This window comes from Actinoplanes teichomyceticus ATCC 31121, assembly GCF_003711105.1.
GTDB classification, from domain to species: domain Bacteria; phylum Actinomycetota; class Actinomycetes; order Mycobacteriales; family Micromonosporaceae; genus Actinoplanes; species Actinoplanes teichomyceticus.
The window spans coordinates 7446265-7471814 of the sequence record NZ_CP023865.1 but is presented as its reverse complement, the minus strand read 5'-3'; the positions used below and the strand labels follow the sequence as shown (position 1 = coordinate 7471814).

21 protein-coding genes and 1 tRNA gene are annotated in these 25550 nt (G+C 72.0%); 15 read left to right on the top strand and 7 right to left on the bottom strand.

Features of this window, described 5'->3' with window-relative positions:
- Positions 1 to 28: 28 nt before the first annotated feature.
- The 4 genes from ACTEI_RS32770 to ACTEI_RS32755 all read left to right on the top strand — a co-directional run bounded on the left by ACTEI_RS32770 (position 29) and on the right by ACTEI_RS32755 (position 3842).
- On the top strand, positions 29 to 1354 hold the full coding sequence (locus ACTEI_RS32770; protein ID WP_122981174.1) for a M16 family metallopeptidase: 1326 nt from the start codon (positions 29 to 31) through the stop codon (positions 1352 to 1354).
- The gene (gene nudC / locus ACTEI_RS32765) at positions 1351 to 2346 is read left to right on the top strand and encodes an NAD(+) diphosphatase (RefSeq protein WP_239082135.1); all 996 of its coding nucleotides are present in this window, start codon (positions 1351 to 1353) and stop codon (positions 2344 to 2346) included. Before ACTEI_RS32770 ends, nudC begins: the two co-directional genes overlap by 4 nt.
- Positions 2347 to 2433: 87 nt before the next feature.
- A complete protein-coding gene (locus tag ACTEI_RS32760; RefSeq protein WP_122981173.1) occupies positions 2434 to 3315 on the top strand; it encodes a phytanoyl-CoA dioxygenase family protein in 882 nt (293 codons plus the stop codon).
- Positions 3316 to 3488: 173 nt separating this feature from the next.
- Positions 3489 to 3842 carry a VOC family protein gene (locus ACTEI_RS32755; RefSeq protein WP_122981172.1) on the top strand — a complete coding sequence of 118 codons (354 nt, stop codon included), beginning with the start codon at positions 3489 to 3491 and terminating at the stop codon, positions 3840 to 3842.
- 96 nt (positions 3843 to 3938) lie between these two features.
- On the opposite strand, the gene ACTEI_RS32750 is transcribed toward ACTEI_RS32755, so the two are convergent.
- The gene (locus ACTEI_RS32750) at positions 3939 to 4202 is read right to left on the bottom strand and encodes a mycoredoxin (RefSeq protein ID WP_122981171.1); all 264 of its coding nucleotides are present in this window, start codon (positions 4200 to 4202) and stop codon (positions 3939 to 3941) included.
- Between the two features lie 82 nt (positions 4203 to 4284).
- Between ACTEI_RS32750 and ACTEI_RS32745 the strand changes: the two genes are divergently transcribed.
- The 3 genes from ACTEI_RS32745 (at position 4285) to ACTEI_RS32735 (ending at position 7390) form a co-directional block, all read left to right on the top strand.
- Complete coding sequence (locus ACTEI_RS32745) at positions 4285 to 6438, top strand: ATP-dependent DNA helicase UvrD2 (protein WP_122981170.1); 2154 nt, start codon at positions 4285 to 4287, stop codon at positions 6436 to 6438.
- A gap of 119 nt (positions 6439 to 6557) precedes the next feature.
- Positions 6558 to 6881, top strand: a complete 324-nt coding sequence (locus ACTEI_RS32740; protein WP_187645858.1) for a hypothetical protein — start codon at positions 6558 to 6560, stop codon at positions 6879 to 6881.
- Between the two features lie 146 nt (positions 6882 to 7027).
- Positions 7028 to 7390, top strand: a complete 363-nt coding sequence (locus ACTEI_RS32735; protein WP_122981169.1) for a WhiB family transcriptional regulator — start codon at positions 7028 to 7030, stop codon at positions 7388 to 7390.
- A 408-nt stretch (positions 7391 to 7798) separates the two neighbouring features.
- On the opposite strand, the gene ACTEI_RS32725 is transcribed toward ACTEI_RS32735, so the two are convergent.
- From ACTEI_RS32725 to ACTEI_RS37555, 3 genes are all read right to left on the bottom strand, one after another.
- Positions 7799 to 9145 (bottom strand): ABC1 kinase family protein, encoded by a 1347-nt coding sequence (locus ACTEI_RS32725; protein ID WP_122981167.1) that lies wholly within the window; start codon positions 9143 to 9145, stop codon positions 7799 to 7801.
- Between the two features lie 78 nt (positions 9146 to 9223).
- Positions 9224 to 10342 (bottom strand): ThiF family adenylyltransferase, encoded by a 1119-nt coding sequence (locus tag ACTEI_RS32720; protein WP_122981166.1) that lies wholly within the window; start codon positions 10340 to 10342, stop codon positions 9224 to 9226.
- 203 nt (positions 10343 to 10545) lie between these two features.
- Positions 10546 to 10707 (bottom strand): DUF5679 domain-containing protein, encoded by a 162-nt coding sequence (locus ACTEI_RS37555; RefSeq protein WP_164466214.1) that lies wholly within the window; start codon positions 10705 to 10707, stop codon positions 10546 to 10548.
- A gap of 506 nt (positions 10708 to 11213) precedes the next feature.
- Between ACTEI_RS37555 and ACTEI_RS32715 the strand changes: the two genes are divergently transcribed.
- Together ACTEI_RS32715 and ACTEI_RS32710 are read left to right on the top strand one after the other, a co-directional pair.
- Entirely contained in the window at positions 11214 to 11744 is a 531-nt protein-coding gene (locus ACTEI_RS32715; protein WP_122981165.1) for a M48 metallopeptidase family protein, read from the top strand.
- Between the two features lie 307 nt (positions 11745 to 12051).
- Positions 12052 to 12648, top strand: coding sequence for a hypothetical protein (locus ACTEI_RS32710; protein ID WP_122981164.1), 597 nt, complete (start codon positions 12052 to 12054; stop codon positions 12646 to 12648).
- 276 nt (positions 12649 to 12924) lie between these two features.
- Here the strand turns inward: ACTEI_RS32710 and ACTEI_RS32705 are convergent, their stop codons facing one another.
- Positions 12925 to 14190 (bottom strand): zinc-dependent metalloprotease, encoded by a 1266-nt coding sequence (locus tag ACTEI_RS32705; protein WP_122982557.1) that lies wholly within the window; start codon positions 14188 to 14190, stop codon positions 12925 to 12927.
- Between the two features lie 90 nt (positions 14191 to 14280).
- Here ACTEI_RS32705 and ACTEI_RS32700 point away from each other — a divergent pair, with 90 nt between their 5' ends.
- The 4 genes from ACTEI_RS32700 to ACTEI_RS32685 all read left to right on the top strand — a co-directional run bounded on the left by ACTEI_RS32700 (position 14281) and on the right by ACTEI_RS32685 (position 21424).
- The gene (locus ACTEI_RS32700; RefSeq protein ID WP_122981163.1) at positions 14281 to 15309 is read left to right on the top strand and encodes a YlbL family protein; all 1029 of its coding nucleotides are present in this window, start codon (positions 14281 to 14283) and stop codon (positions 15307 to 15309) included.
- A 125-nt stretch (positions 15310 to 15434) separates the two neighbouring features.
- Positions 15435 to 18380, top strand: a complete 2946-nt coding sequence (locus ACTEI_RS32695; RefSeq protein ID WP_122981162.1) for a UPF0182 family membrane protein — start codon at positions 15435 to 15437, stop codon at positions 18378 to 18380.
- Positions 18381 to 18451: 71 nt separating this feature from the next.
- Positions 18452 to 18525, top strand: a tRNA-Met gene (locus ACTEI_RS32690).
- A gap of 643 nt (positions 18526 to 19168) precedes the next feature.
- Positions 19169 to 21424: a galactose oxidase-like domain-containing protein gene (locus ACTEI_RS32685; RefSeq protein ID WP_239082134.1), complete on the top strand. Its 2256-nt coding sequence runs from the start codon at positions 19169 to 19171 to the stop codon at positions 21422 to 21424.
- A gap of 11 nt (positions 21425 to 21435) precedes the next feature.
- Here the strand turns inward: ACTEI_RS32685 and ACTEI_RS32680 are convergent, their stop codons facing one another.
- Positions 21436 to 22002, bottom strand: coding sequence for a helix-turn-helix domain-containing protein (locus tag ACTEI_RS32680; protein WP_239082133.1), 567 nt, complete (start codon positions 22000 to 22002; stop codon positions 21436 to 21438).
- 95 nt (positions 22003 to 22097) lie between these two features.
- Between ACTEI_RS32680 and ACTEI_RS32675 the strand changes: the two genes are divergently transcribed.
- Positions 22098 to 23522 carry a DHA2 family efflux MFS transporter permease subunit gene (locus ACTEI_RS32675; RefSeq protein ID WP_122982554.1) on the top strand — a complete coding sequence of 475 codons (1425 nt, stop codon included), beginning with the start codon at positions 22098 to 22100 and terminating at the stop codon, positions 23520 to 23522.
- Positions 23523 to 23606: 84 nt separating this feature from the next.
- On the opposite strand, the gene ACTEI_RS32670 is transcribed toward ACTEI_RS32675, so the two are convergent.
- Positions 23607 to 23990: a MarR family winged helix-turn-helix transcriptional regulator gene (locus tag ACTEI_RS32670; protein WP_122981161.1), complete on the bottom strand. Its 384-nt coding sequence runs from the start codon at positions 23988 to 23990 to the stop codon at positions 23607 to 23609.
- A 102-nt stretch (positions 23991 to 24092) separates the two neighbouring features.
- On the opposite strand from ACTEI_RS32670, the gene ACTEI_RS32665 reads away from it, so the two are divergent.
- Positions 24093 to 25544 carry an MFS transporter gene (locus ACTEI_RS32665; protein WP_122981160.1) on the top strand — a complete coding sequence of 484 codons (1452 nt, stop codon included), beginning with the start codon at positions 24093 to 24095 and terminating at the stop codon, positions 25542 to 25544.
- Positions 25545 to 25550: the final 6 nt, after the last annotated feature.

Sequence of the window (25550 nt, the reverse complement as noted above, 5' to 3'; positions counted from 1 at the left end):
CACCGCGCACGCCGAAGGAAGGCACAGCATGACCAGCGTGACCAAGGCCCTGCCGGACCTGATCCCGGACGCCGAGCTGACCCTGCCCCCGCAGGCCGAGCGCAAGCTGCCCACCGGGCTGACCGTGATCGCCATCCGCCGCGCCGCGGTGCCGCTGGTCGAGGTGCGGTTGCGCATCCCGTTCGGCCGGGCCCCGCTGGCCCCGGCGACACTGCTGTCCCAGGCGCTGTTCACCGGCACCGGCACGATGTCGATGCTGGACATCGCCGCCGAGCTGCAGGCGGTCGGTGGTGGCCTGGCCGCCGGGCTGGACCCGGACCGGCTGCAGATCAGCGGCAACGCGCTGGCCGGCGGGCTGGGCCGGACCCTGGAGATCCTGGCCGCCGTGCTCACCGACGCCGCCTACCCCGGCGAGGAGGTGGTCACCGAGCGCGAGCGCCTGGTCGACCACATCCAGGTGGCCCTCAGCCAGCCCTCGCACCTGGCGCGGGTCGCGCTGCTCAAGCGGATGTACGGCAGCCACCCGTACGCGGTGCAGACCCCGGAGCCGGACGAGGTCCGTGCCGTGGAGCCGGAGGCCCTGCGCCGGCTGCACGCCGACCGGGTCCGGCCGGACGGCGCGACCCTGGTCCTGGTCGGCGACATCGATCCGGAGCAGGCCATCGACCTGGCGGAGAAGATGCTGGGCGGCTGGACCGGCGCGGCCGGCGACGGCGTCGTCCCGCCCACCCCGGCGCTGCGGCCGGGCCCGCTGCTGCTGGTCGACCGGCCCGGCTCGGTGCAGTCGTCGCTGCGGATCGCGCTGCCCGCGCTGACCCGTACCGACCCGGACTACGCCGCCCTCACCCTGGCGAACATGGTGTTCGGCGGGTACTTCTCGTCCCGCTGGGTGGAGAACATCCGCGAGGACAAGGGCTACACGTACGGCTCGCACTCGGTGATCGAGCACTTCGTGGCCGGCTCCGCCCTGCTGGCCGCCGCCGACGTGGCCACCGAGGTGACCGGCCCGTCCCTGCTGGAGACGACGTACGAACTGGGCCGCATCGCCAGCCTCCCACCCGGTGAGGAGGAGCTGGAGCAGGCCCGGCGGTACGCCCTGGGCACCCTCCGGCTGGGCATGTCCACCCAGGCCGGTCTGGCCGGGCTGGCCAGCGTGTACGCGGGCTTCGGCCTGCGCCTGGACTACCTGCGGGAGCACTCGGCCGCGCTCGCCGCCGCCACCGCGGAGCAGGTCGCCGCCGCCGCGGCCAGGTACCTCGCCCCGTCGCGCGGGGTGACCGTGGTGCTCGGCGACGCCGAGAAGGTCGAGCCCCAGCTCGCCGCCCTGACCGCGGTGGAGCGCAGCGCGCAGTGACCGGCACCGAGCAAGTGGAGCAGCCCGACCTCGGCGGTGAGCAGCCCGGCACCCCACCGCTGGCGCGTACCACGCTGGACCGTGCCGCCGAGCGCCGTAAGGACGAGGCGTGGCTGGCCGAGGCCTGGACCCGGGGCCTGGTCCTGGTGGTGGACCTGGCGAAGGGGGGCCGGGCCCTGGTCGCCGACCGGGCCGGCGGGGGCGCCACGCTGGTCCTGATCCCGTCGGCCGACGCCCCGGACGCCGAGCACTGGTTCCTCGGCCTCGACACCGACGGCACCCCGCTGTGGACCATGGACGCGACGCCGCCCCCGGCCGACGGAACGCGTCCGGCGACGCTGCGGGAGATCGGCCACCTGCTCGACGACCGCGACGCCGGCCTGTTCACAGCCGCCGCCGCGCTCACCAACTGGCACGCCAGCCACCGGTTCTCGCCGCGCACCGGCAAGCCGACGGTCGCGGTGGAGGCCGGCTGGGCCCGAGCCGACGCGGACGGGCAGCTGATGTGGCCGCGTACCGACCCGGCGATGATCGTGGTGGTGCACGACGGCGTGCCCGGCCCGGCCGGCCGCTGCCTGCTCGGGCACAACGCGGCCTGGGGCCGGGGGCCGGACGGCGCGACCCGCTTCTCCTGCCTGGCCGGTTACGTCGAGCCGGGTGAGTCCGCCGAGGCCGCGGTGATCCGCGAGGTCCGGGAGGAGGTCGGCATCCGGCTCGACACCCTGCGGTACGAGGGCAGCCAGTCCTGGCCCTACCCGGGCTCACTGATGCTCGGCTTCCTGGCGACCGCCGACCCGGCGCAGCCGCTGCGGCTGGACCCGGAGGAGATCGACGAGGCGCACTGGTTCTCCCGCGACGACATCGCCGGGATGATCGCCGGTGACTACGTGCACCCGGACACTGGTGTCCCGATGGGCCTGCCGATGCGCTCCTCGATCGCGTTCTACCTCATCGAGAAGTGGCTGCACGACGGTGGGCGGGAGCACGGCTGACCGGTTGATCAGAAGAATTCTCGTCTCGCGAGGCAACCTGGGCGCGGTCTGGTCGCGTCAATGCTTAAAAGAGCGAGAGGGGATCCGATGACCCAGGTGGAAGCGCCTGCGTGGACGCCGATGTCCGCGGAGGAGCGGGAGGCGTTCGACCGCGATGGCTACATCATCGTGCCGTCGGTGCTGAGTGAAAGCGAGATCGAGGCCGGCCGGACCGCGATCCTGGGGTACTACGAGAAGGCGAAGGCCGAGGGCACGCTGAGCGCGACCGGCGCGCTGCACCAGCTCTCCCCGATCGCCCACGTGCCCGAGCTGGCTTTCCTGCTCGACCACCCCAAGGCTTTCAAGTACATCTGGTCGCTGCTCGGGTGGAACATCCACGTGTACCACTCGCACATCGACGTGCACCCGCAGCTGCACGAGAAGCAGAAGGAATGGTGGCACTGGCACCAGGACGGCGGCCGGCAGAACCGGGAGATCGAGACCGACCCGCGTCCGATGATGTCGGTGAAGCTGGCGTACTGGTTCTCCGACGTCAGCGAGACCGGCCGGGGCAACTTCACCGTGCTGCCCGGCAGCCACAAGACCAACTGGCTGCCCGGCCCGCCGAGCCGTGGCGTTCCGTGGCCGCAGCCCGAGGGCGCCGTGCAGATCACCGCGAACCCGGGTGACCTGGTGGTCTTCGACCGGCGCATCTGGCACGCCCGTTCGGACAACTACTCCGACATCACCCGTGTCGGCGCGTTCTTCGGCTACACGCCGCGCTGGATCGTCATCCGCGACGAGGTTGCGGACCTGCCGAACCGGCCGGAGTGGGCGGGCCTCAACGACGTGCAGAAGCAGCTGCTCGGCGGCTTCGGCAACGGTGACGGCGACCACCAGTGGGGTCACTACCCGGAGACCACGCCGCTCTACGGCGTGCTCAAGGAGCGGGGCCTGCTCGACTCCAGCATCCCGGCGCTGATCCCGTAGAACCGCCGGGCACGCGCAGGGGGCCGGCCCGGAACGGGGCCGGCCCCCTGCGCGTCGGCACCAGCCGGCCGGTCCGGCCCCGGGTGCTCTCGCCCACCCGGCCGGCGCCGGGCCGCCGTGCTGCGGCGTCGGCGTGCTCGTCGACACCGGATCACGAGGTCTAGCCTCTTTGGATGACCTTGGAGTGGGAGCAGGTAATCGTTCATTCGGTCGATCCGGTGACCCTGGGGCAGTGGTGGGCCGAGGCTCTCGGTTGGGTGGTGGTGCACTCCTCCGACGAGGAGTTCGAGATCCGTCCGGCGCCGGATCGCATGCCGGGGTTGGACTTCGTCCGGATCGATGAGCCCAAGACGGCCAAGAGCCGCCTGCATCTCGACTTCCGGCCGGATGACCAGGACGCCGAGGTGGCCCGTCTGGTCGCGCACGGCGCACGGCGCGTCGACATCGGCCAGGGTGACCAATCGTGGGTCGTGCTGGCGGACCCCGAGGGCAACGAGTTCTGTGTCCTCGCCCGGCGACGTCAGTAGGAACCCCGCCGGGCGTGCCGGAGTACGCGAAGGCCCCGGCTCATCGCCGGGGCCTGCTGTGTTGCCGGACCGTGCGGACGGCCCGTGCCGGCTCGATCAGCCGGCCACGCCCGAGCCGGCCAGGGCCTGCTTGACCTGAATGATCGACGGGTTGGTCATCACGATCTCGGAGCTGCCGTCGGTGGGAACGATGCGGATCGTGGGCACCGTCTGGTTGCCGCCGTTCACGCTCATCACGAAGTCGGCGGCCTTCGGGTCCTGTTCGATGTCCACCACGTCGTAGGCGATGCCTTCTCGATCGAGCTGCGACTTGAGGCGGTGGCAGTACCCACACCAGGACGTCGAGTACATGGTCAGCATCGGACAGGGCTCCTTCGGATACGAGTCACACGGCACTACGCCTACGGCACAACGCTCCCCAGGGGTGTCATGATTCCCTACCGTGCGGACTGAAACGGTGCTGGCCGGGCTGGACCCGGAACAGCGGACGGCGGTGACGGCCCCGGCCGGGCCGGTCTGCATCCTGGCCGGCGCCGGCACCGGCAAGACCCGGGCGATCACCCACCGGATCGCGTACCGGACGCTGTCCGGCGAGATCAACCCGCGGCACGTGCTCGCGGTGACCTTCACCGCGCGGGCCGCCGCCGAGATGCGTGCCCGGCTCACCTCGCTGGGCGCCGGCGGCGTCCAGGCCCGTACCTTCCACGCGGCCGCCCTGCGCCAGGTCCGCTACTTCGCCGCCCGCCTGCTCGACGGCCGCGGCATGCCCGAACTGATGGAGAGCAAGATCCGGGTGGTGGGCCTGGCCGCCGCCCGCGCCGGGGTGCGCGCCGACCGCGCGGTCGCCCGCGACCTGGCCGGTGAGATCGAGTGGGCGAAGTCGTCCCTCGTCGAACCCGGGGAGTACGCGGTGGCCGCCGCCAAGGCGCTGCGGGAGCCCCCGCTGGAGCCGGCCCGGGTGGCCGAGGTGTTCGCGGCCTACGAGTCGCTCAAACGCCGGCAGGGCGTGATCGACTTCGAGGACCTCCTGCGTGCCGCGGTCTGGGGCATCGAGGAGCATCCGGACGTCGCCGAGCAGATCCGGGCGCAGTACCGGCATTTCGTGGTCGACGAGTACCAGGACGTCAACCCGTTGCAGCAGCGCCTGCTGGAGGCCTGGCTGGGCGGCCGGGACGATCTCACCGTGGTGGGCGACGCCAGCCAGACGATCTACTCGTTCACCGGCGCCACCTCGGCCCACCTGATCGACTTCCCGCGCCGGTGGCGCGGCGCCGTGGTGGTCCGCCTGGTCCGCGACTACCGCTCCACCCCGCAGGTGGTGGGCCTGGCCAACGCGGTGATCCGGCAGGCCCGTGGCACCGAGGCGAAACTGCGTCTGGAACTGCACGGGCAGCGGCCGCCCGGCCCGGAACCGGAGCTCAAGATCTTCCCGGACGAGCCGGGCGAGGCGGCCGCGGTGGCGCGGCGTTGCCGCCAGCTCCTGGCGGCCGGCACGCCGGCCAGCGAGATCGCGGTGCTTTTCCGTACGAACGCGCAGTCCGAGGCGTACGAGGAAGCCCTGGCGGACGCCGAGGTGCCGTACGTGGTCCGCGGCGCCGAACGGTTCTTCGAGCGGCCCGAGGTGCGGCAGGCGATGGTGGCCCTGCGTGCCGCCGTGCGCGCCATCCCGGGCGAGACGCCGCTCGTCGAGGCGGTCGTGGAGGGGCTGCGGGCGACCGGCTGGAACCGCGCCCAGCCGCCGCCCGGCGGAGCCGCCCGTGAGCAGTGGGAGGCGCTCGCGGCGCTGGTCGTGCTCGCCGAGGAGTACGCGGGAGAGCCGCAGATCCTGCCGATCGGCGAGGGCGCCCGGGTGCAGCGCGAGGTCACCCTCGCCGCCTTCAACGACGAACTCGCCCGCCGGGCCGAGCAGCAGCACGCGCCGACCATGGCCGGGGTCACCCTGGCCTCGCTGCACTCGGCCAAGGGCCTGGAGTGGGACGCGGTCTTCCTGGTCGGGCTCGCGGACGGGACGATTCCCACGACGTACGCGAAAACCGCCGAGCAGCTGGAGGAGGAGCGCCGCCTCCTCTACGTCGGGGTGACCCGGGCCCGGCAGCTGCTCTGGCTCTCCTACGGCCAGTCCCGGGCGCCGGGCGGCCGGGCCCGCCGGCCGTGCCGTTTCCTGCCGCAGCTGGAGCGGTCCGGCGGCGCCGAGCGCGCCGGGTCGTCCGGTCCGGCCGGTGAGCGGGGTCGCCGCGCCGACCGCCGGGTGCCGAAGGTGTCGTCCTGCCGGATCTGCGGGGCGACGTTGCTGGCCGGCGCGGACCGCAAGCTGGGACGCTGCCCGACCTGCCCGTCCGATATGGACGAGGACCTGTTCCAGCGGCTCCAGGAATGGCGCGCGAGCACCGCCGCGGACTTGAAAGTCCCTGCATATGTGGTGTTCACCGACGCCACTCTGGTGGCCGTGGCGGAACGCCGCCCGACCGATCCGGCCCAGCTGCTGGCGATTGCCGGAATCGGCCCGCGCAAGCTTGGCCAGTACGGCGAGGCGGTGTTCGCGTTGGTGGGCGGCGCGAGCCCCGAGGACCTTGGCCGAAAAAACTTTGAAAACTAGTCCGTTAATTCGTTTGCCCTCCCGTGTAGGGCAGGCATAGCCTCAGGACACACCTTGCCGGGGGACCCTCCCGGGCAAGATCGAGCTACGAGTGCAAGTCGATGGAGGAGGTGGCACCGATGAGGATCAACACCACGCTGATGCGTCCGTCGATGCTGCCGTCTGCCGTTTGCGCTCCGTCCGTTCTGCTGCCCGCCGCTGCCGTTCCGGCGGCGCTGCCGGCTGCCGAGCGGGTCCCGGCTCCGCAGGTGCACCAGGTCCTCAGCCCGTCCCAGGCCGAGCTGGGCGAGTGGGCGGCCGAGCGTGTGCTCGCCGGCGGAGTCAAGGGCAGCACCGGCACCACCAGCATCAACGGCACCACTGGGTTCATGGGCAACGACTCCATCTCCGGCAAGCGCTACACGGATGGTGGCGGTGTCCCGCCTCGAGGAAGGCCGGTCTGACAGACCAGACCTCCGGCTCACCTCGAGGCCGCGGAACCCGTAACCGGGATCCGCGGCCTAATTTTTTTTCGCCGGCTCACCAGCCGGTGCACGACCGGAAAACGCGATCCAGAAGATCGAGAAGAAGAGAGAGGTGACCGGGCTTTATGAGTCTGGCGCTGGCCCCGATCGACATCACCGTCGAGATCGAGGCGAACCTGCCCTGTCGGAAGTTCGACCCGGACCTGTGGTTCTCCGACTCCCCGACCCAGCTGGAGCTGGCCAAGTCGCTCTGCGGGGACTGCCCGCTGCGCGTCGAGTGCCTGGCCGGCGCGGTGGAGCGGAGCGAGCCCTGGGGTGTCTGGGGCGGCGAGATCTTCGAGCGCGGCGCCGTGGTTCCGCGCAAGCGGCCGCGTGGCCGTCCCCGCAAGGCCGACGTCGCCCGCGACGCCGAGCTGGCTGTCCAGGTCGAGCAGCGGCTCGCCGCGAACGGTCTCGACTCCCGCAACTCCGTCCGGCTGGCGGCCTGAGATGAACGACGCGACCATCCCCGATACCACCACCCGAAAGCCCGGCACCGTATCGGTGCACACGAATGGAGTGACCAAGGTGAGACTCATCCAAGAGGCATTGTCGAGGGCTCGAATGCGTCGGCCTCAGAGTGACCGTGCACCTGAGGCTTACCGTTCCGCCCGTCGTATCGCCATGGAGGGCCGTAAGCAGGCCGCCCGCGAACTCGGCGTCGGCGGGTACTGATCGGCGAATAGACCCGCTACCTGGGAAATGACGAAGCCCGACCGCTCGGCGGTCGGGCTTCGTCATTTCCGCGGGCCGGCCCGTTTTCCCTTTGGTGCACCGCGTCGGGTGGCGCCGGTCAACCGCCGGCCGCCGCTGCGCGCCCCCGCCGCGGCCGCGATGTGCGGGGCCGGACGGCGACCTCAGGCGACCGGCGAGAACCCCGGCAGCCACCTCTGGAGGATCTCCCGATAGCCGGCCTCGGCCTCCAGTTGGCAGAGCACGCCGATCGAGCCCAGCGTCACCCGGTGGATCATCAGGTACGACGGCGGCAGGTTCAGCTTGCGCCCCAGCTGATAGGCCGGCGACCGCGGATTGGCGAGCCGGGTGGCCTCGCCGCGCAGCCAGGCCCGGGTGAACCGGAACCGGTCCACCGCCACCGGCTCGATCATCGGGCGCAGGAAGCCGAGCACCGCCTCCGCGTCGATCGGCTCGTCGGGCCGGATGAATCCCTCGTAGCGGAGGCCGTCGGCCACCGCCTCGGCGTCCCCGTCCAGCGCGAGCCGGACCAGGCGGCCGATCGGCTCCGGGTGGCCCTCGGGCAGGCGGGCCACCGCACCGAAGTCGATCACACCGAGGCGGCCGTCCGGCAGGATCCGGAAGTTGCCCGGGTGCGGATCGGCGTGCAGCAGCCCGGCCCGGCCGGGCGCGGAGAAGTGCAGGATCGCCATCAACCGGCCGGCCTCGTCCCGCTCGGCCACGCTGCCGTCGGCGATCACTCTGGACAGCGGGGCGCCCTCGACCCACTCGGTGACCAGCACGCGGGGTGCGGAGGCCACCACCCGGGGCACGAAGATCTCCGGGTCGTCGTGGTACGCGGCGGCGAACGCGCGCTGGGTCGCCGCCTCCATCTCGTAGTCGAGCTCCTCCACGACCCGCTCGTGCAACTCGGCGAGAAGCGGTTTGACGTCGATCCCGGGCTGCATGATCTTGAACATGCCGGCCAGCCGGGAGAGCTGCTTGAGGTCCGAGACCAGCGCCTCGCCGGCTCCCGGGTACTGCACCTTGACGGCGACCGGCAGCAGTTTCGGCTTCGCGTTCTTGCGGGCCGGCGGCAGTTTCCACACCGCCCGGTGCACCTGGCCGATGCTGGCCGCCGCGGCCGGGCTGTCGTCGAACTCGGCGAAGCTGTTCCGCCAGTCCGGCCCGAGCTGCTCGGCCAGCGCCTTGTGCACGCTTGCCACCGGCATCGGCGGAGCGGCCTCCTGCAACTTGGTCAACGCCTGGCGGTACGGGCCGGCCATCTCCTCGGGCAGTGCCGCCTCGAACACCGACAGCGCCTGGCCGAACTTCATCGCACCGCCCTTGAGCTGCCCCAGCACGCTGAAGAGCTGCTCGGCGGTGCGCTGCTGGATGTCCGCGGAGATGGCGTCGGCGGCCATCCCCACGGCCCGCTTGCCCAGGCCCAGCGCGGCACGGCCGGCGAAGCCGAGGGGTAATGCGGCCAGTTTGGCGGTCCGGGAGGCCGCGCGGCGCGGTATGTCCGTCACCAGATCATTGTGACTGACGGTTGGCTCTTCCTCTGCCCGTCAAGAACTGGTTCGCCAGCTTATGCGACAAAGGTTCGATTAACGATCGGCACTTCGGCGGCTCCGGCGGTGGCAGGTGCAGCCCGGGTGAGCCGGCCAGGTGCGGCGGCGGAACCGGCCGGGCGCGGTGATCTCGACGGCCGCGCCCAGGGTCTGCGGCGTGCCGCCGTCCAGGAACGCCAGCACCTCCGCGGTGGCGTACCCGGTGGCCGCCAGCACGGTGGCCACCGCGCACGGCTCGGCGGCGTCCGGCCCGGGCGGCGCGGGCGCGCCGGGCCACTCCGGATCGCGCTCGCGCCGGTGCAACTCCAGGCAGTTTAGACAGGGGCCGCCGGTGGCCGGGACGAACGGGCCGACGACCGCCGCGCCGTCGCGGATGCGCACCGCGAGGTGGGGCCGGCGGCGGGCCGCGTGCGCCGCGGCGACCAGGGCGGCCGGCTGGTCATGGGCGAGCTGGACGACCACGCTGACGGGTGCGCGGCGGATCTCGTGCACCTGGGTGCCGGGCGCGGCGCGCCGGATCGCGGCGGCCACCGCGGCGTGCAGCGGGTCGCCCAGATCCGCCGGGTGCAGCGCGCTCCCGGCCAGGTCACCCGGCCCGACCCTGCCGGAGAGGTCCGGGTGGACGTGACCGACCCCGGCCTCGGCCAGGGCGACCGCGATGGTGGCGCCGAGCCGGCCGCGTCCGGCCAGGAGCACCCGGGCCGCCCGGCGGCGGCGCAGTGTGCGGGCCGGGGAGGGCACCGCGGCGCCGGGCTGTCCGTCGTGGGCGCCGGGCGCGGCGGACCGTCCGTCGCGCGCGTCGAGGGCGAGGGCCGCCGCCTCGGCGGTCAGGCGTCGTCGCTCGGCGGCGGGCAGGGTGGCCGGCAGCAGGGCCGCCGAGGGCAGCACCAGGCCGGCGTGGTGCAGCAGGTCGAGCAGCTGGCGGGTCTCGTCCGGGGAGACGCCCAGCTCGGCCGCGTGCAGCAGGACCTGCCGCTCCGGGCGGTTCCCGTCCAGCAGGTCGAGCACGCGCGCCAGGCGCGGGTCGGGCATCTCCACCCGGACGGCGTGGGCCGGATCCAGTCCGAGCTGCAGCTCGACCGGCCCGCGCCAGACCCGGGAGAGGCCCGGGATCAGGGTGGGCCGGGGCAGTGGGGTGCGGGGCGGCGGAGTCATGAGTGACAGGGTGTCACTGCGGGGCTGCGGAGCGAGTTGGTTATCCACAGCCCGCCGACGCACCCGACAGGGTTTTCCACAAGCAGACGTAAGTTATCCACAGGTGGGTACAGAGGTTCCCGATGACTCAACGTGGTGGATCGGACACGGTTACGGTCCAGCCGGGGAGGGCGACCGTCCGGCCGGCCTCCCCGAAGTGGACCTCAAGCCTTCGCCTTGCCCAGGATCCGGTTCATCGTGGTCCCGCAGACCGGGCACTTGCCCTTGGCCATGTTCATGCCGGTCTTGGAGACCTCCACGTTGCCCTGGAAGTCGCGCTTCTCCTTGCACTTGACGCAATAGCCGTTGTATGTGTTTTCGGCCACGGTTCCTCCTCGTTCGTGTCGTGGGCCGCTGGGCCCCGTGCCGGTTCGCGGCGACGGGCGCGAACCTGTCTGCGGCGCTGGACCGTCAGGCGTGTCCCGCGTGCTCGGCGGGGCGGGGCCTGTGCGGCCACGTGGCTGTGGCCATCCGTCCGGGGCGTGGACTTACCCAGGTCAGACCGGTTCCATGTCAGCGCGTGGTCGGCGGTGTCACCGACGACGTGAGTGTGCCGGGGCGAACTGCCCTTTTCGTACACGTTTGCCGGGACACGCCGACTATTGCCTTCAGAACGGCACTAAAGGGACGGGAGGGTCGAGTGAGCGCTTGAGTCGACGATGGTCTAGGTTGACGACTGTCTCAGATGTTGCCGCTGAGGAAAATTTTTTCGGGTATTCGCGGACGTAACGTGCATATCCCGTGACAGTCCTTGGGCGTACTCTTGCGGTGACCAGGGTCTCGCGGATTAGCGTCTCAACGTGAACCCGAATCTGGGCCGCGCGAGCCGGTAATGGCCCGCGCGCGCAAACCTGTCGTGGAAGTGCGGCGCAGTCAGCGTCGTCGCCGGACGGTGTCCGCGTATCGCGACGGGGAGCGCGTGGTCGTGCTGATCCCGGACCGGTTCTCGCGCGCCGAGGAGACCGAGTGGGTCGAGCGGATGCTCGCCCGGCTGGCCGCCCGGGAGGAGCGCCTCCGGCACACCGATGCCGAACTGCTCGCCCGCGCCCGCCGGCTCACCATGCGCTACCTCGACGACCACACCGATCTGATCGCACCGGCCAGCGTGCGCTGGGTGACCAACCAGAACGGCCGCTGGGGTTCCTGCACGCCGGATGACGCCACCATCCGGATCTCCCACCGCATTCAGGAGATGCCGGACTGGGTGATCGACTACGTTCTCCTGCACGAGCTGGCCCACCTGGTCGTGCCCAGTCACAACGCCTGCTTCTGGGAGCTGGTCAACCGCTTCCCCAAGGCCGAGCGCGCCCGCGGCTACCTGGAGGGCGTCGCCGCCGCCGGCAGCCTCGTGATGGCGGAGTAGACCGCCTGGCGCGAGGCCCGCGGTGTAACGCGCCTGGCGCGAGGCTCGCGGTGTGATGCGCCTGGCGCGAGGCTCGCGGTGTGATGCGCCTGGCGCGAGGCTCGCGGTGTGATGCGCCTGGCGCGAGGCTCGCGGTGTGATGCGCCTGGCGCGAGGCTCGCGGTGTAACTCGGCTGGCGCGAGGCCCGCGGCGTACCTTGCCTGGCGGGAGATCGGCGGCGTAACTCGCCTGGCGCGAGGTCCGCGGCCCGCTCCGGCACCGGCCGCCTCCGGCACTTGCCCGGTACGCGATGAGTACTGTGACGCTGTGACGCGGCGTGTGGTGGTGGCGATGCTGGTGCCGGTGCCGTGGAGTCCCCCGGGAGTCGACCCGCGCGCCTGGCGTGCCGCGCTCGCCGAGGACGTGGCCGACCTGCTGGCCCGGCTGGCCCAGGCCGAGGCCGCGATCGCCGCCACGCCGGCCGACCGCAGCCTGGCCGAGGAGATCGCCTGGCCCGGGATGCGGATCTACGAGGTCCCGGGGATGTCCGTGCTGCCCGTCCTCGGCGCCGCCGCCGCGGACGGCTTCGAACAGGCCGCGGTGATCGCGGCGGACGCCCCGGACGTACCGGGCATGATCCTCGGCAAACTGCTGCGCCCGCTGGAGAGCAGGGCGGTCGCGGTCGCCCCGGGCGGACCGGGCGGCGGGCTGCTGGGCGTGGCAACCGGTCTGCCCGCGCCGGACTGGCTGGCCGACCACGACCTGGACACCGCCTCGGCACAGCGGTTGCGCCGCACCGCGCCGGCGCCCGGTGACGTCACCTCGACCCCGCCGTGGCGCCGGCTGCGCGGCCCGGCCGACCTGGCGACGCTGGACGTCGCCCTGGAAGGCTGGGACAACACCCGGGCCCTGCTGGGAGGGTGACCGGCGCCCCGTCCCGGCCACGCCCGGACCACGGCGCGGGCGCGCCCCGCTGACTGTGGGGCACGTGGGCGCCGCTCCCGGCCACGCCCGGACCGCGGCGCGGGCGCGCCCCGCTGGCCGTGGGGCACGCGGGCGCCGCTCCCGGCCGCGCCCCGCTGACTGTGGGCGGGTGGGCGCCGGTCCCGGCCACACGCCCGGACCGCGGCGCGGGTGCGCTCGCCCGGCGGCTGTGGGGGAGGTGGGCGCCGCTCCCGGTGAGGGCCGGGAGCGGTCCGGCTACTTCTCCGGCGTGTCCGGGCCCGGCTCCGGGCCCGGCTCCGGGTTGCTGCCCAGGCCCTCCAGCTCGCTGATGTCCCAGTCCGACCGGCTGCGGGCGAACGCCTCCGGGTCGGCGAAGTCCTCGCCGGTGGGCAGCAGGTCGGGGTGGTCCCAGAGGGCGTCCCGGCCCGGGATGCCGCGGTGCTCGGTGACCGCCGTCCAGAGCGCGCCGGCCTCGCGTAGCCGGCGCGGCCGCAGCTCCAGCCCGACCAGGGCGGCGAAGGTCTGCTCCGCCGGGCCGCCGGCGGCCCGGCGGCGCCGGAACGCCTCGCCCAGCGCGGCCACCGACGGCAGCCGGTCACCGGCCGCGTCGTCGACCACGTGCCCCACCCAGCCCTCGACCAGCGCCAGCGCCGTCTCCAGGCGGGCCAGGCCGGCCTTCTGCTGCGGGGTGTCCTCGGGCGTGAAGATGCCCTCGAGCGCCATCGCCTGCATCGACTCCGGATCGGTCGGGTCGACGCGGCTCATCGCCTCCTCGATCGCCTCCCGGTTCACGGTGATGCCGTTCGCGTACGCCTCGACGGCGCTGAGCACGTGCGCGCGCAGCCACGGGACATGGCCGAAGAGTCGCTGGTGGGCCGCCTCGCGCAGCGCGACGTACAGCCGGACCTGGTCCTCGGGCAGTTCGAGGCCCTCGCCGTACGCCTTGATGTTGGCCGGCACCAGCGCGGCCGTGCCGGCCGGGCCGAGCGGGAGGCCGATGTCGCCGGCCGAGAGCACCTCGGCCGCGAGCTGGCCGAAGGCCTGGCCGAGCTGGCCGCCGAAGAGCGCGCCGCCGAGCGTGGCGACCATCGACTGCATCGGGCCGAGCTGGGCGCGGGCCTCCTCGGGCACCAGGTCGCCCATGGCGCCCACCATGCGGCCGGCGATCGGCTCGCACAGCTTCTTCCAGACGTCCAGGGTGTTGTAGATCCACTCGTTGCGGTTCCAGGCGACCGCCTTGTGGATGCCGGTGGGGAGCGCGCAGACCGGGTCGAGCCAGAGGTCGGCGAGCCGGAGCGCCTCCTCGACCTGGTGGCGCTCATACATGTTCACCGCCGGGTCGCCGTTGGCCGAGAGCTGGCTGGCGGCGACCTGCCGGGCCAGGTCCCAGTTCACCGGGCCACTGCCGGGGGCAGCGAACATCTGCTGCAGCTGCGCCATGAACTGCTGCATCTGCTGCGGGTCGGAGGGGTCGGGCGGCTGCGCGCCCGGCAGGGAGAAGCCGAACGGGATATCAGGCACGACCCCCACGGTACGCGCGAAACGCTCGTAGCGGACCGAGGGAGGTGTCAGCTCAGAGAGAACTCAGACAGGGTGGGTAGTCTCACGCGCATGAGACGTCGCGGTGTCACCGTCATCCTGGGCGCCTTGATAACCGCCCTGCTGGCCGCCGGTGTCATGGTCGCACCCCTGCCGTACGTGGTGCTCACGCCCGGCCCGACGGTGAACACCCTGGGCTCGTCCCAGGGCACCGAGGTGATCCAGGTGACCGGGGCCGGGACCACCCCGTCGTCCGGGCAGCTGCGGCTGACCACCGTGAACGTGCAATCCAAGGTCGAGCTGGTCCAGGCGGTCCAGGGCTGGCTCAGCGGCGAGGACGCGGTCGTGCCGCGGGAGCTGGTCTACCCGCCGGACCGCAGCGAGAAGCAGGTCCAGGAGCAGAACGCGCAGGAGTGGAGGCAGTCCCAGACCAGCGCCGAGACGGTCGCGCTGCGGGAGCTGGGCTACCCGGTGCAGACCTACGTGCGCAAGGTCACCGCGGGCGGCGCGGCCGAGGGTGTGCTGCGCGCCGACGACGTGATCACTTCGGTGGACGGCGCCGCGGTGACCGGCCCCACCCAGCTCACCGAGCTGGTCCGGGCCAAGCCGGTGGGCAGCGCGCTGACCGTGAACTACACCCGGGACGGCAAGGCCGGCAGCTCGGTGATCACCACCCGGGCCGGGAAGGACGACAGGACCCCGCGCCTGGGCATCGAGATCGGCACCAAGCAGCCGCACCCGTTCACCATCAAGATCGACCTTGACAAGATCGGCGGGCCGAGCGCGGGCCTGATGTTCACCCTCGGCATCATCGACAAGATGCGTGCCGAGGACCTGACCGGCGGCAAGGTCATCGCCGGGACCGGGACCATCGACGACGAGGGCAACGTGGGCGCGATCGGCGGCATCCCGCAGAAGCTGGTCGGGGCGAAGGACGCCGGCGCCAAACTCTTCCTGGTTCCGAAGGACAACTGTGCGGAGGCGCTGCGCAACGCGGTGCCCGGTCTGCCGATGGCGAAGGTGGCCACCGTGGACGACGCCCTCACCGCCCTCAAGACGTTCACGTCCGGCGGCACGCCGACGCCCTGCTCGGCCTCGTGACGCCACCGCCCGTGACCGGACAGTTCGGCAGCGTATCGAAGCTGGATGGGACATCGTAAGGTGAAACACCGGCCCGACGAAGTGTGGAGCCAACGTTGGTAATGCGTAACAGCCCTCTGCCGAGGATGAGCCGGCGCGGTCGCGTCACCGTCGGCGTCCTGGTCGGGGTCTTCATACTTTTCACGCTCCTCGGCTGGGGCATCGACGCGTACACCGACTATCTGTGGTTCTCCGAGGTCGACAAGACGAAGGTCTTCTCCGGGGTGCTGCTCACCAAGCTGGTGTTGTTCCTGGTGATCGGTGCGGCGACGGCCCTGGTCGTGGGCGGCAACCTCTACCTGGCGTACCGCCTGCGGCCGCTGCTGCGACCGCACTCGGCGGAACAGGCGACGCTCGAGCGCTACCGCTCGGTCCTGGCGCCCCGGCTCGGCATCTGGATCACCGTGCTCAGCGCGGTCATCGGCCTGTTCGCGGGCCTGTCCGCGCAGGGCCGGTGGAAGGACTGGATGCTGTTCCGCAACGGGCAGTCGTTCGGCAAGGTGGACCCGCAGTTCAAGGTGGACATCGGGTTCTACATCTTCGATTACCCGCTGCTGCGCTACCTGCTCGGCGTGGGCTTCACCGCGGTGGTGCTGTCCGTGCTCGGCTCGCTGGCCGTGCACTACATCTTCGGTGGCGTGCGCCTGCAGGGCGTCGGCGACCGGATGACCACCGCCGCGCGCGCTCACCTGACCACGCTGGTCGCCATCTTCGTGCTGCTCAAGGCCGTGGCGTACGTCCTGGACCGGCGCGCTCTGCTGCTCGAGCAGCACGTCTCCCCGGGGTTGTACGGCGCCGGCTACACCGACGTCAACGCGCTGCTGCCGGCCAAGGAGATCCTGGCGTACATCTCGATCGTGGTCGCGATCGCCATCATCGTGTTCTCGAACGCGGTGATGCGGAACCTGGTGTGGCCGGGCGTCTCGCTGGCGCTGCTGGCCGTCTCGGCCGTGGCGATCGGCGGCATCTACCCGCTCGCGGTGCAGAACTTCCAGGTCAAGCCGAGCCTCTTCGACAAGGAGCAGGCGTACATCAGCCGGTCCATCGCGGCCACCCGGGACGCGTTCGGCCTCACCGACACCGCGGTCGAGCAGTACAGCGCCCGTGACGAGGACCCGCCGACCAACCTGCCCGCCGACACCAGCGCGCAGAACGTCCGGCTGATCGACCCGCAGCTGGTGTCCCAGGCCTTCACCCAGTCGCAGCAGTTCCGCGGCTTCTACGACTTCGGCGAGAAACTGGACGTCGACCGCTACACGATCGACAACAAGACCCAGGACTACGTGGTCGGCGCCCGGGAGATCAACGACGAGAAGCTCTCCGCCCAGCAGCGCAACTGGATCAACCGGCACACCGTGTACACCCACGGGTACGGCCTGGTCGCCGCCCCGGCCAACCAGGTGTGCGGCGGCGGTCTGCCGTACTTCGTCTCCGGCTTCCTGGCCACCGACAACAAGGGCAGCTGCTCGGCGACGACCGACCTGATCAAGGCGGAGCAGCCGCGGATCTACTTCGGCGAGCAGTCGACCGAGTACGCCATCGTCGGGCAGTCCGACCCGAACAAGAAGGTCGAGTTCGACCGGCCGCAGGAGCAGAACACCAACGCCTCCGACCTGTACACCTACGACGGCAAGGGCGGCGTGGAGATCGGCTCGTTCTTCCGCCGGATGGTGTTCGCGATCAAGAACACCGAGAGCAACTTCCTGCTCTCCGACGCGGTCAACGACAACTCCCGGCTGATGTACATCCGTACCCCGCGGGAGCGGGTGGAGAAGGTCGCGCCGTTCCTCACCATCGACGGCGACCCGTACCCGGCCGTGGTCGGCGGGCGGATCGTGTGGATCCTCGACGGATACACCACGGCGCAGACCTATCCGTACGCTCAGAAGATCAACCTGGCCACCGAGACCCGCGACGAACTCACCGGAACCGGCTCGTTCGCGCTGGCCCGGGACGACGTCAACTACATCCGTAACTCGGTCAAGGCGACCGTCGACGCGTACGACGGGACGGTCAAGCTCTACCAGTTCGACGACCAGGACCCGGTCCTCAAGGCGTGGAACAAGGCGTTCGGCGGCGACCTGGTGATCCCGAAGGCGGACATCCCGGCCGAACTGGCCGAGCACTTCCGCTACCCGGCCGACCTGTTCAAGGTGCAGCGCAACCTGCTCACCAAGTTCCACGTCACCGACCCCCGCACGTTCTTCTCCGGTGACGACTTCTGGCAGGTGCCGAACGCGCCGGACGCGCCGCAGACCGGGGACAAGCAGCCGCCGTTCTACCTCAACGTGAAGCTGCCCGATCAGGACGAGACCAGGTTCCAGCTCACCTCCGGGGTGACCCCGGCCAACCGGGAGAACATGGCCGCCCTGATCTCCGGGTCGTACGACGCCAACGGCAAACCGTCGCTGGAAGTGCTGGAGTTGCCCGACGACACCGTGGTGTCCGGCCCGGTCCAGGTCCATCGCCTGATGACCAGCAACGCCAGCATCGCGCAGCAGCTCACCCTGCTCAACCGTGGTGGCCAGCAGACCGTCCTCTACGGCAACCTCATCTCGTTGCCGCTGGAGAACGCGATCCTGTACGTCGAGCCGGTCTACGTGAAGAGCGCCCAGGCCAACGCCGCGCCACTGCTGCAGAAGGTGCTGATGTCGTACGGCGACGGCGGGCAGTACGTGGTGCTGGAGGACGACCTCACCAAGGGTCTGAAAGCCCTCGCCGCGCTCGGCAAGAGCACCGGCAACACCGGCACCACCCCGCCGAGCACCCAGCCCGGCGCCCCACCGGCCCAGGTCAGCGGTGACCTGGCCCAGGCCGCCGCAGCGGTCGACAAGGCGATCGAGGATCTGCGGAACGCCCAGAAGTCCGGCAACTTCGCCGCCCAGGGCGAGGCGCTGCAGGCCCTCGACGAGGCGATGAGCCGCTTCCAGGCCGTACAGGGGGCCGGCAACACCCCGGCGGCGACGCCCAGCGGGGCGCCGTCGGTCGCCCCGTCCGCCTCGGTGGCGCCGTCCCCGAGCGTGGGTGGCTGACCAGCACTGACACCGTCGCGGGGGGCTGTTTTGCAGCTCTCCGCGACGGTGCGCTAGTCTTTACGAGCCGACGCGGGGTGGAGCAGCTCGGTAGCTCGCTGGGCTCATAACCCAGAGGTCGCAGGTTCAAATCCTGTCCCCGCTACGAGTGGTGAGGGGTCTCAGTTCGCGGAAAGCGCGGACCGGGGCCCCTCTTCGCGTTCCCGCTCCGGCGTCCGAGGCACCGGACGCTGCGCGTCACGGCGGTTGCCGTGCGACGGCACGCGAGCGGCCCCCGGCCCTGGCGGTGCCCGACGGGACCTGCCGGTCCCGGTCGGTGGGGACGGGATCGGCCCGGCGTGGTCGGTGCCCGACGGACGCTACCGGTCCTGGTCGGTGCGGAAGGGTCCGGCCCGGTCGGTGCCCGACGGAAGCCGCCGGTCCCGGTTGGTGCGGAAGGGTCCGGCCCGGTCGGTGCCCGACGGAAGCCGCCGGTCCCGGTCGGTGCGGACGGGTCCGGCCCGGCGTGGGTACATTGAAGAACAGCTAAGTCACAGGTTATGGTGGCCGCACCGCTCAGATGAGACGGTGGCGGCGCCGCAGGGTGATGCGCGGCGGCCCATATCCGAGCACGCTCGACGATCACTCGTGCCGCCGTGTGCGCACTCGGTGCGCAGCGGCCCGAAGTGGCGTGCTTCCTGTGGACGCGGGGGGAACGGTACCGACGGCGCAGCGCTGTGCCAGCCGGTTCCGGCTCGACATGGGTTCCGATACGCCGCCGATGGACGTTCGGCGAAGGGAATCCCTGCATGCGTACCCGTCGCGGCATCGTGGCCGCTGGACTGCTGTCCGCCCTGTTACTGGGCGGCACCTCGACGGCCGCCGCGGGTGAGACCGGGCCGCCCGAGGCCGGGCGGTACACCCACGAGCGGGGCGGCGTCCCCGAGCACGGGCACGTCCACGCGCCGGGGGAGACCCACGGGCCGGCGGCGGCCCACGCGTCGGGGGAGCCGGTGCCCAGCACGGCCGGCACGTCCGGCGGGGCCGCGTCCGGCGGGTCCGGCACGTCCGGCGGCGCCGAGCCGCCCGGGGAGGCCCACGCGCACGAGGAGACCCGGGAGCACATGGCCCAGGACCTGGTCGGCACGCCGATGCGGGTCATCGAGCAACAGACCGCGGCGACCGCCGCGCGGATCCAGCGCCGGACCGGCGTGCGTCCGGGAGCGGCGCCTGCCAGGGCGAACGCGGTGGCCGACGCGGGCCGGTCGGGCCAGTGGAGCGCGGTGGTCGACACCCCCGTGGTCCCGGTCTTCCAGGCGGTGCTGCCCAGCGGCAAGGTGCTGATGTGGGACTCGGTCGGCGACAACGCGGCCGAGTCGTATCCGGATCACAGCTTCACGCGGGCCGTGGTGTGGAATCCGGCCGACGACACGTACAAGCGCGTCGACCTGCAGGGCAGCAACATCTTCTGTGCCGGGTTCGCCCATCTCGGCAACGGCGACATCCTGGTGGCCGGCGGGAACGCCAACGCGAAGCTCGAGGGCACGGTGAACACCTACGTGTTCGCCTGGCGGACCGAGACGTGGACGCGCGGCCGGGACATGGCCGCCGGGCGCTGGTATCCCTCGGTGGCGGAGACCGCGAACGGCGAGGAGGTGATCATCGGCGGCGGCCCGGCGACCGCCGAGGTGTACCAGACCGACGGCACGATCCGGGCCCTCCCCGGCTTCAGCAAGTACAGCGCCCGCCTCTACCCCTACATGGGCTCGCGCCCGGACACCCAGATCGGCCTCTTCGGGCCGTACTTCACCGGCTACACGATCAACACCTCCGGGGACGGCGTCATCACGGCGACCAGCAACCGGGACGGCATGAACCGCGACTACGGCAGCTTCTCCACGTACGACATCGGCAAGTCCCTGGTCGTCGGCGGCGGCAGCGGCATCGAGGACGGCGTGCCCAAGCGTCCCACCCGGTCCGCCGTCGTGGTCGACAGCACCACCGGGCTGGCCCCGGCCTACACGGCGACCGGGTCGCTGTCGACCGGCCGGCGGCAGTTGAACGCGACCGTGCTCGCCGACGGTTCGGTGCTGGCGACCGGGGGCCTGACCAGTACCGCCACCGACGGCCTGGTCGATCTCGACAACGCCGCGACAGCCGCGGAGCGCTGGGATCCGGCGACCGGGCAGTGGACCGTGCTGGCGAGCGCGCACCGCATCCGGCAGTACCACTCGGCGGCGGTGCTGCTGCCGGACGGGCGGGTGATGACCGGCGGCGGCGGCATCTGCGGGCCCTGCATGACGGTCGGCTACCTGGAGAAGAACGTCGAGTACTTCTCCCCGCCGTACCTCTACGCCAAGGACGGCACCGGCCGGCTCGCCACCCGGCCGGTCATCTCCGCCGCGCCGGCCGGCGTCGCCGTCGACACCGCCTTCACCGTCTCCACCCGCCAGGCGGCGAGCATCCGGAAGGTCGCGCTGGTCGGTCTCGGCGACTCCACCCACGGCGTGGATCAGGGCCAGCGCTACGTGCCGTTGAAGTTCTCCGCGTCCGGCACGACGCTGACGGTGACCGGCCCGCCGAACGGCGGTGTGGCGCCTCCCGGCTACTACATGCTCTTCGTCGTCGACGCGGCCGGCGTGCCGTCGATCGCGAAGATCGTGCAGGTGGCGAAGGGCCCGAACCCGGTGATGAGCCCGGTCCGCAACAGCACCGGCCGGTGCGTCGACGTGCCGGCGTCCACGCTCGCGATCCGCACCTATCCGCAGGCCTACACGTGCAACAACAGCAAGGCGCAGGCGCTGACCCGGCTGAGCGACGACCGGTCGTTGCGGGTTCTCGGCAACTGCCTCGACGTACCGTCGAGCAATTTCTCGCCGGGCCAGAAGGTGTGGACATACACCTGCAACCGGACGAACGCGCAGGCCTGGCAGTTCGGCGCGGACGGCACGATCCGGCCGGTCGCCGACACCCGGCTGTGCCTGGCGGCGGCGTCGGTGGACGACAAGGCGGCGATCCAGCTGGCCACGTGCAACGGCGACGCGCTGCAGAAATGGACGTGGTGACGGCCGGCCGATCAGTGCGGGCGGTCCCCGTGCGGGCCGTAGAGGTGCAGGATCTCGGCGGGCTGCTCGGTCGCCGGCCCGAACCAGTGCGGCTGTGTGGTGTCGAAATCGGCGGTGTCGCCCGGCTGCAGCAGCATCTCCCGGGGCCCGAGCAGCAGCCGCACCGTGCCGGACAACACGTGGAACCAGGCGTGGCCGGGGTGGGTCACCGGGGAGGGCGTGGCCGGGCCGGGGCCGAGGATCTGTTTGAAGACCTGCAGGCGGCCGGGGTAGGTGGTCAACGGCACCACCACGCTGGGATTCCCGGTACGCGGCTCGGTGCGGTACGGGGTCAGGTGTGCCCGCGGGTCGCCGGTGGGCGGGGCGCCGATCAGGTGGTCCAGGGCCATGCGGTGGGTGCGGGCCAGCGGGATCAGCAGGTCCAGGGTGGGGCGCCGCTTGCCGGATTCCAGGCGGGACAGCGTGCTCACCGAGAGGCCGGTCGCCGACGCCACCTGCTCCAGGGTGAGGCCGCGGTCCTGCCGGATCCGGCGCAGCCGCGGGCCGATGCCGTTGAGCAGGTCTGTCAATGGTTCCACGAGAGCAGTTTGCGGTCTTCGCAAGTTCGCTGGGGAGGTGGGGGCGCCGGCGGCGAGCATCACGGGAGACAGGCGTGAGCCGGATGGGAGCCGTGATGGAGAAGCGACGTCGATGGGTGGTGCTGGCGATCTGCTGCGCCGCCATCTTCCTGGTCGGGATGGACGCCACGGTCGTCAACGTGGCGTTGCCGTCGATCGGCCGGGATCTGGGACTCGGTGTCCGCGGTCTGGAATGGGCGATCGACGCGTACACCCTGGTGCTGGCGAGTCTGCTGATCACCTCGGGCACGCTGGCCGACCGGTTCGGGAGGCGGCGGGTCTTCCGGACCGGGCTGGTGCTGTTCGCGGCCGGGTCGGTGGGGTGTGCGCTGGCGCCGGGGCTGGGCGCGCTGGTGGCGGCGCGGGTCGTGCAGGGTGTGGGCGGGTCGATGCTGAGCCCGGTGGCGCTGGCCATCGTGATCGGCGTGATGACCGACGCCCGGGAGCGGGCGCAGGCGATCGGGATCTGGGCGGCGGTGTTCGGGCTCAGCATGGCGGCCGGTCCGGTGCTGGGTGGCGCCCTGGTCACCGGGCTCGGATGGCGGCCGGTGTTCTGGGTGAACCTGCCGCTGATCGCGCTGGTGCTGGGGCTGACCGCCCGCTACGTGCCGGAGTCCCGGTCACCGCGTCCGCGCCGGCTGGACCCGCCCGGGCAGGTGCTGCTGATCGTGCTGGTGGGCGCGGTGATCGCGGTCCTCATCGAGGGGCCGCGGCTGGGCTGGTGGTCCGGGCCGATGATCACCGCGTACGCCGTGATCGCCGCCGCCACGCTCACGTTCACCCGGGTGGAGACCCGGCGGGCCGAGCCGTTGATGGATCTGCGGCTGTTCCGGCGGCTGCCGTTCACCGCGGCGGTGGGCGGCGCGGTCGCGGTGTTCGTCGCCCTGAACGTCACCCTGCTGCTCGGCACGCTCTACCTGCAGCAGGTACGCGGCCTCACCCCGCTCGCGGCCGGAGCGGTGACCCTGCCGATGGCGGTGGCGGCAACCGTCTGCGCGCCGCTCGCCGGCCGCCTGGTGGGCCGGAGCGGGCCGCGCCTGCCGCTGCGGCTGGCCGGGGTGAGCACCGCGGCCGGTGGGGTCGTGCTGACCGGCCTGGGCGACCGGACTCCGCTGCCGGTGCTGCTGCTGGCGTACCTGTTGATCGGTGTCGGGGTGGGTTTCGCGAACGCGCCGATCACCAGCACCGCGGTCGGCGGCCTGCCACCGGACCGCGTCGGGCTGGCCGGCGCGATCGCCTCCACCGCGCGGCAGGTCGGCTCCGCGCTCGGCATCGCGCTGGCCGGGGGACTCGTCGCGGGCGCCTCGGCGGCCGGGCTGGCCGCGGCCGCCCGTCCCGGGTGGCTCCTGGTCATGGCCTGCGGTGCGGCCGTGCTGCTGGTCGCCCGGGTGTCACCGGCGGGCAATCCGATCGGCGCCCCGGGCGCCGGCGAACGGCTCACCGGCGCCACCGGGCGGCACGCTCCCGGTCCGGCTGCGTGAGCCGGCTCCGCGGCTCGCTGCTCCGGGCGGCCGGTGTGGCCCGGCCGGGTGCGCCGGGCTGACGGCCCGGGCTCGCGGACCGGCTCAGGCGACCGCCGGGCGCAGATGCTCGGCCAGCACCGCGAGGTGGGTCCGACGGGCCTGCGCCCAGCGCTGGCGACCGGCCGCGGTGAGCTCCACGAACACGCCGCGCCGGTCGGCCTCGCAGTGGGTCCGCTCGACCAGCCCGTTCTTCACCAGGCGGCTCACCGTCCGGGACAGGGCGCTCTGGCTCAGGTACATGGTGTCGGCGAGATCCTGCATGCGTCGCTTGTCACACTCGTGGGTGGTGAGACGGTCGAGAGTCTCGTACTCACTGAGGGTGAGGTCGTGGGACTCGCTCAGGGCCCGCTCAAGGTGGCCGGCGACCTCGTTGTAGGAGGTCAGGAGGGACCGCCAGCGTTCGACAAGGTCGTTCTCCAGCTCCATGCCGGGCATCCTACTCCGTACCGGACGGTCGATGCACGCGAAATATATGCTCCTGCAAACGATGCATAGACATTAGATGCGTACGCATCTAGTGTTCCGGGCGTGACTATCACCGAAACCCTGACCCCCTCCGCGGCCTCCGGCGCGCCGGCGGTCGCCGCCGCGGAACAGCGCTGGACGCCCCGGCTCTGGGGCGTGCTCGCGGTGTTGTGCGCCGTCCTGTTCCTCGACGGCCTGGACGTCTCGATGGTCGGGGTGGCACTGCCCTCGATCGGTTCCGAACTCGGGCTCTCCACCACCGCGCTGCAGTGGATCGTCAACGGCTACGTGCTCGGCTACGGCGGTCTGCTGCTGCTCGGCGGGCGCACCGCCGACCTGCTCGGCCGGCGGCGGGTCTTCCTGATCGCGCTGGCCGTGTTCACCGTCGCCTCGCTGGTCGGCGGCCTGGTCGACGACGGCGGCCTGCTGATCGCCACCCGGTTCGTCAAGGGCCTGGCCGCCGCGTTCACCGCGCCGACCGCGATGAGCATCCTGACCACCACGTTCGCCGAGGGCCCGGCCCGCAACCGGGCACTGTCGATCTTCACGGTCTTCGGCGCCAGCGGCTACTCCTCCGGCCTCATCCTCGGCGGCGTGCTGACCAGCCTGGGCTGGCGGTGGACGTTCCTGGTCCCGGTGCCGCTGGCGCTCGGCGCGCTGGTGGCCGGCCTCGCCCTCATCCCGCGCGACCGGCCCGCCGCCGAGGGCGGCCACGACCTGATCGGCGCGGTCACCCTGGTCGGCGGGATGCTGCTCGCGGTGTACGCCGTGGTCACCGCCCCGCAGCGCGGATTCGACGCGCTGACCGCGGGGGTCGCGGCGCTCGCCGTGACCCTGCTGGCCGCGTTCGTGGTGGCGGAGAGCCGGGTCCGGCACCCGCTGGTGCGGCTGAGCATCTTCCGGATCGGCGCGATCGTGCGTGCCAACGCCAGCATGGTCGCGCTGATGGGGTCGTACGTCAGCTTCCAGTTCATGATGACGCTCTACCTGCAGGACGTGCTGCACTGGGCGCCGCTGCGGATGGCCCTGGCGCTGCTGCCGGCCGGGCTGCTGGTCGCGTTCAGCTCGCCGTTCATGGGCCGGCTGATCGACCGGTACGGAACCGCCCCGCTGATCGTGGCCGCGACGGCCTCGCTCAGCGCCGGGTACGTGTGGTTCCTCGCCACCGCCGGCAGCCGGCCCGGCTACCTGGTCACCGTGCTCCCGGCGATGCTGCTGCTCGGCGGCGGGTTCGCGTTCGGCTTCAGCTCGATCATGGCGCAGGCCACCGACGGCATCGACGACTCGGAGCAGGGGCTGGCGTCCGGGCTGGTGCAGTCCTCCGGACAGGTCGGCACCGCGCTGGTGCTGGCCGTGGTGACCGCGCTGGTCGCCTCGGCCACCACGACCGCGGCCCCCGGCGACTTCGCCCCGTTCCGGCCCGGCGTCGGCCTGGTCACCGGGGTGGCGCTGGCCGGGCTGGTGCTCAACGTGATCGCGGCGGTCACCGCCCGGTCCCGCCGGGCGGCGGCCTGAGTCACC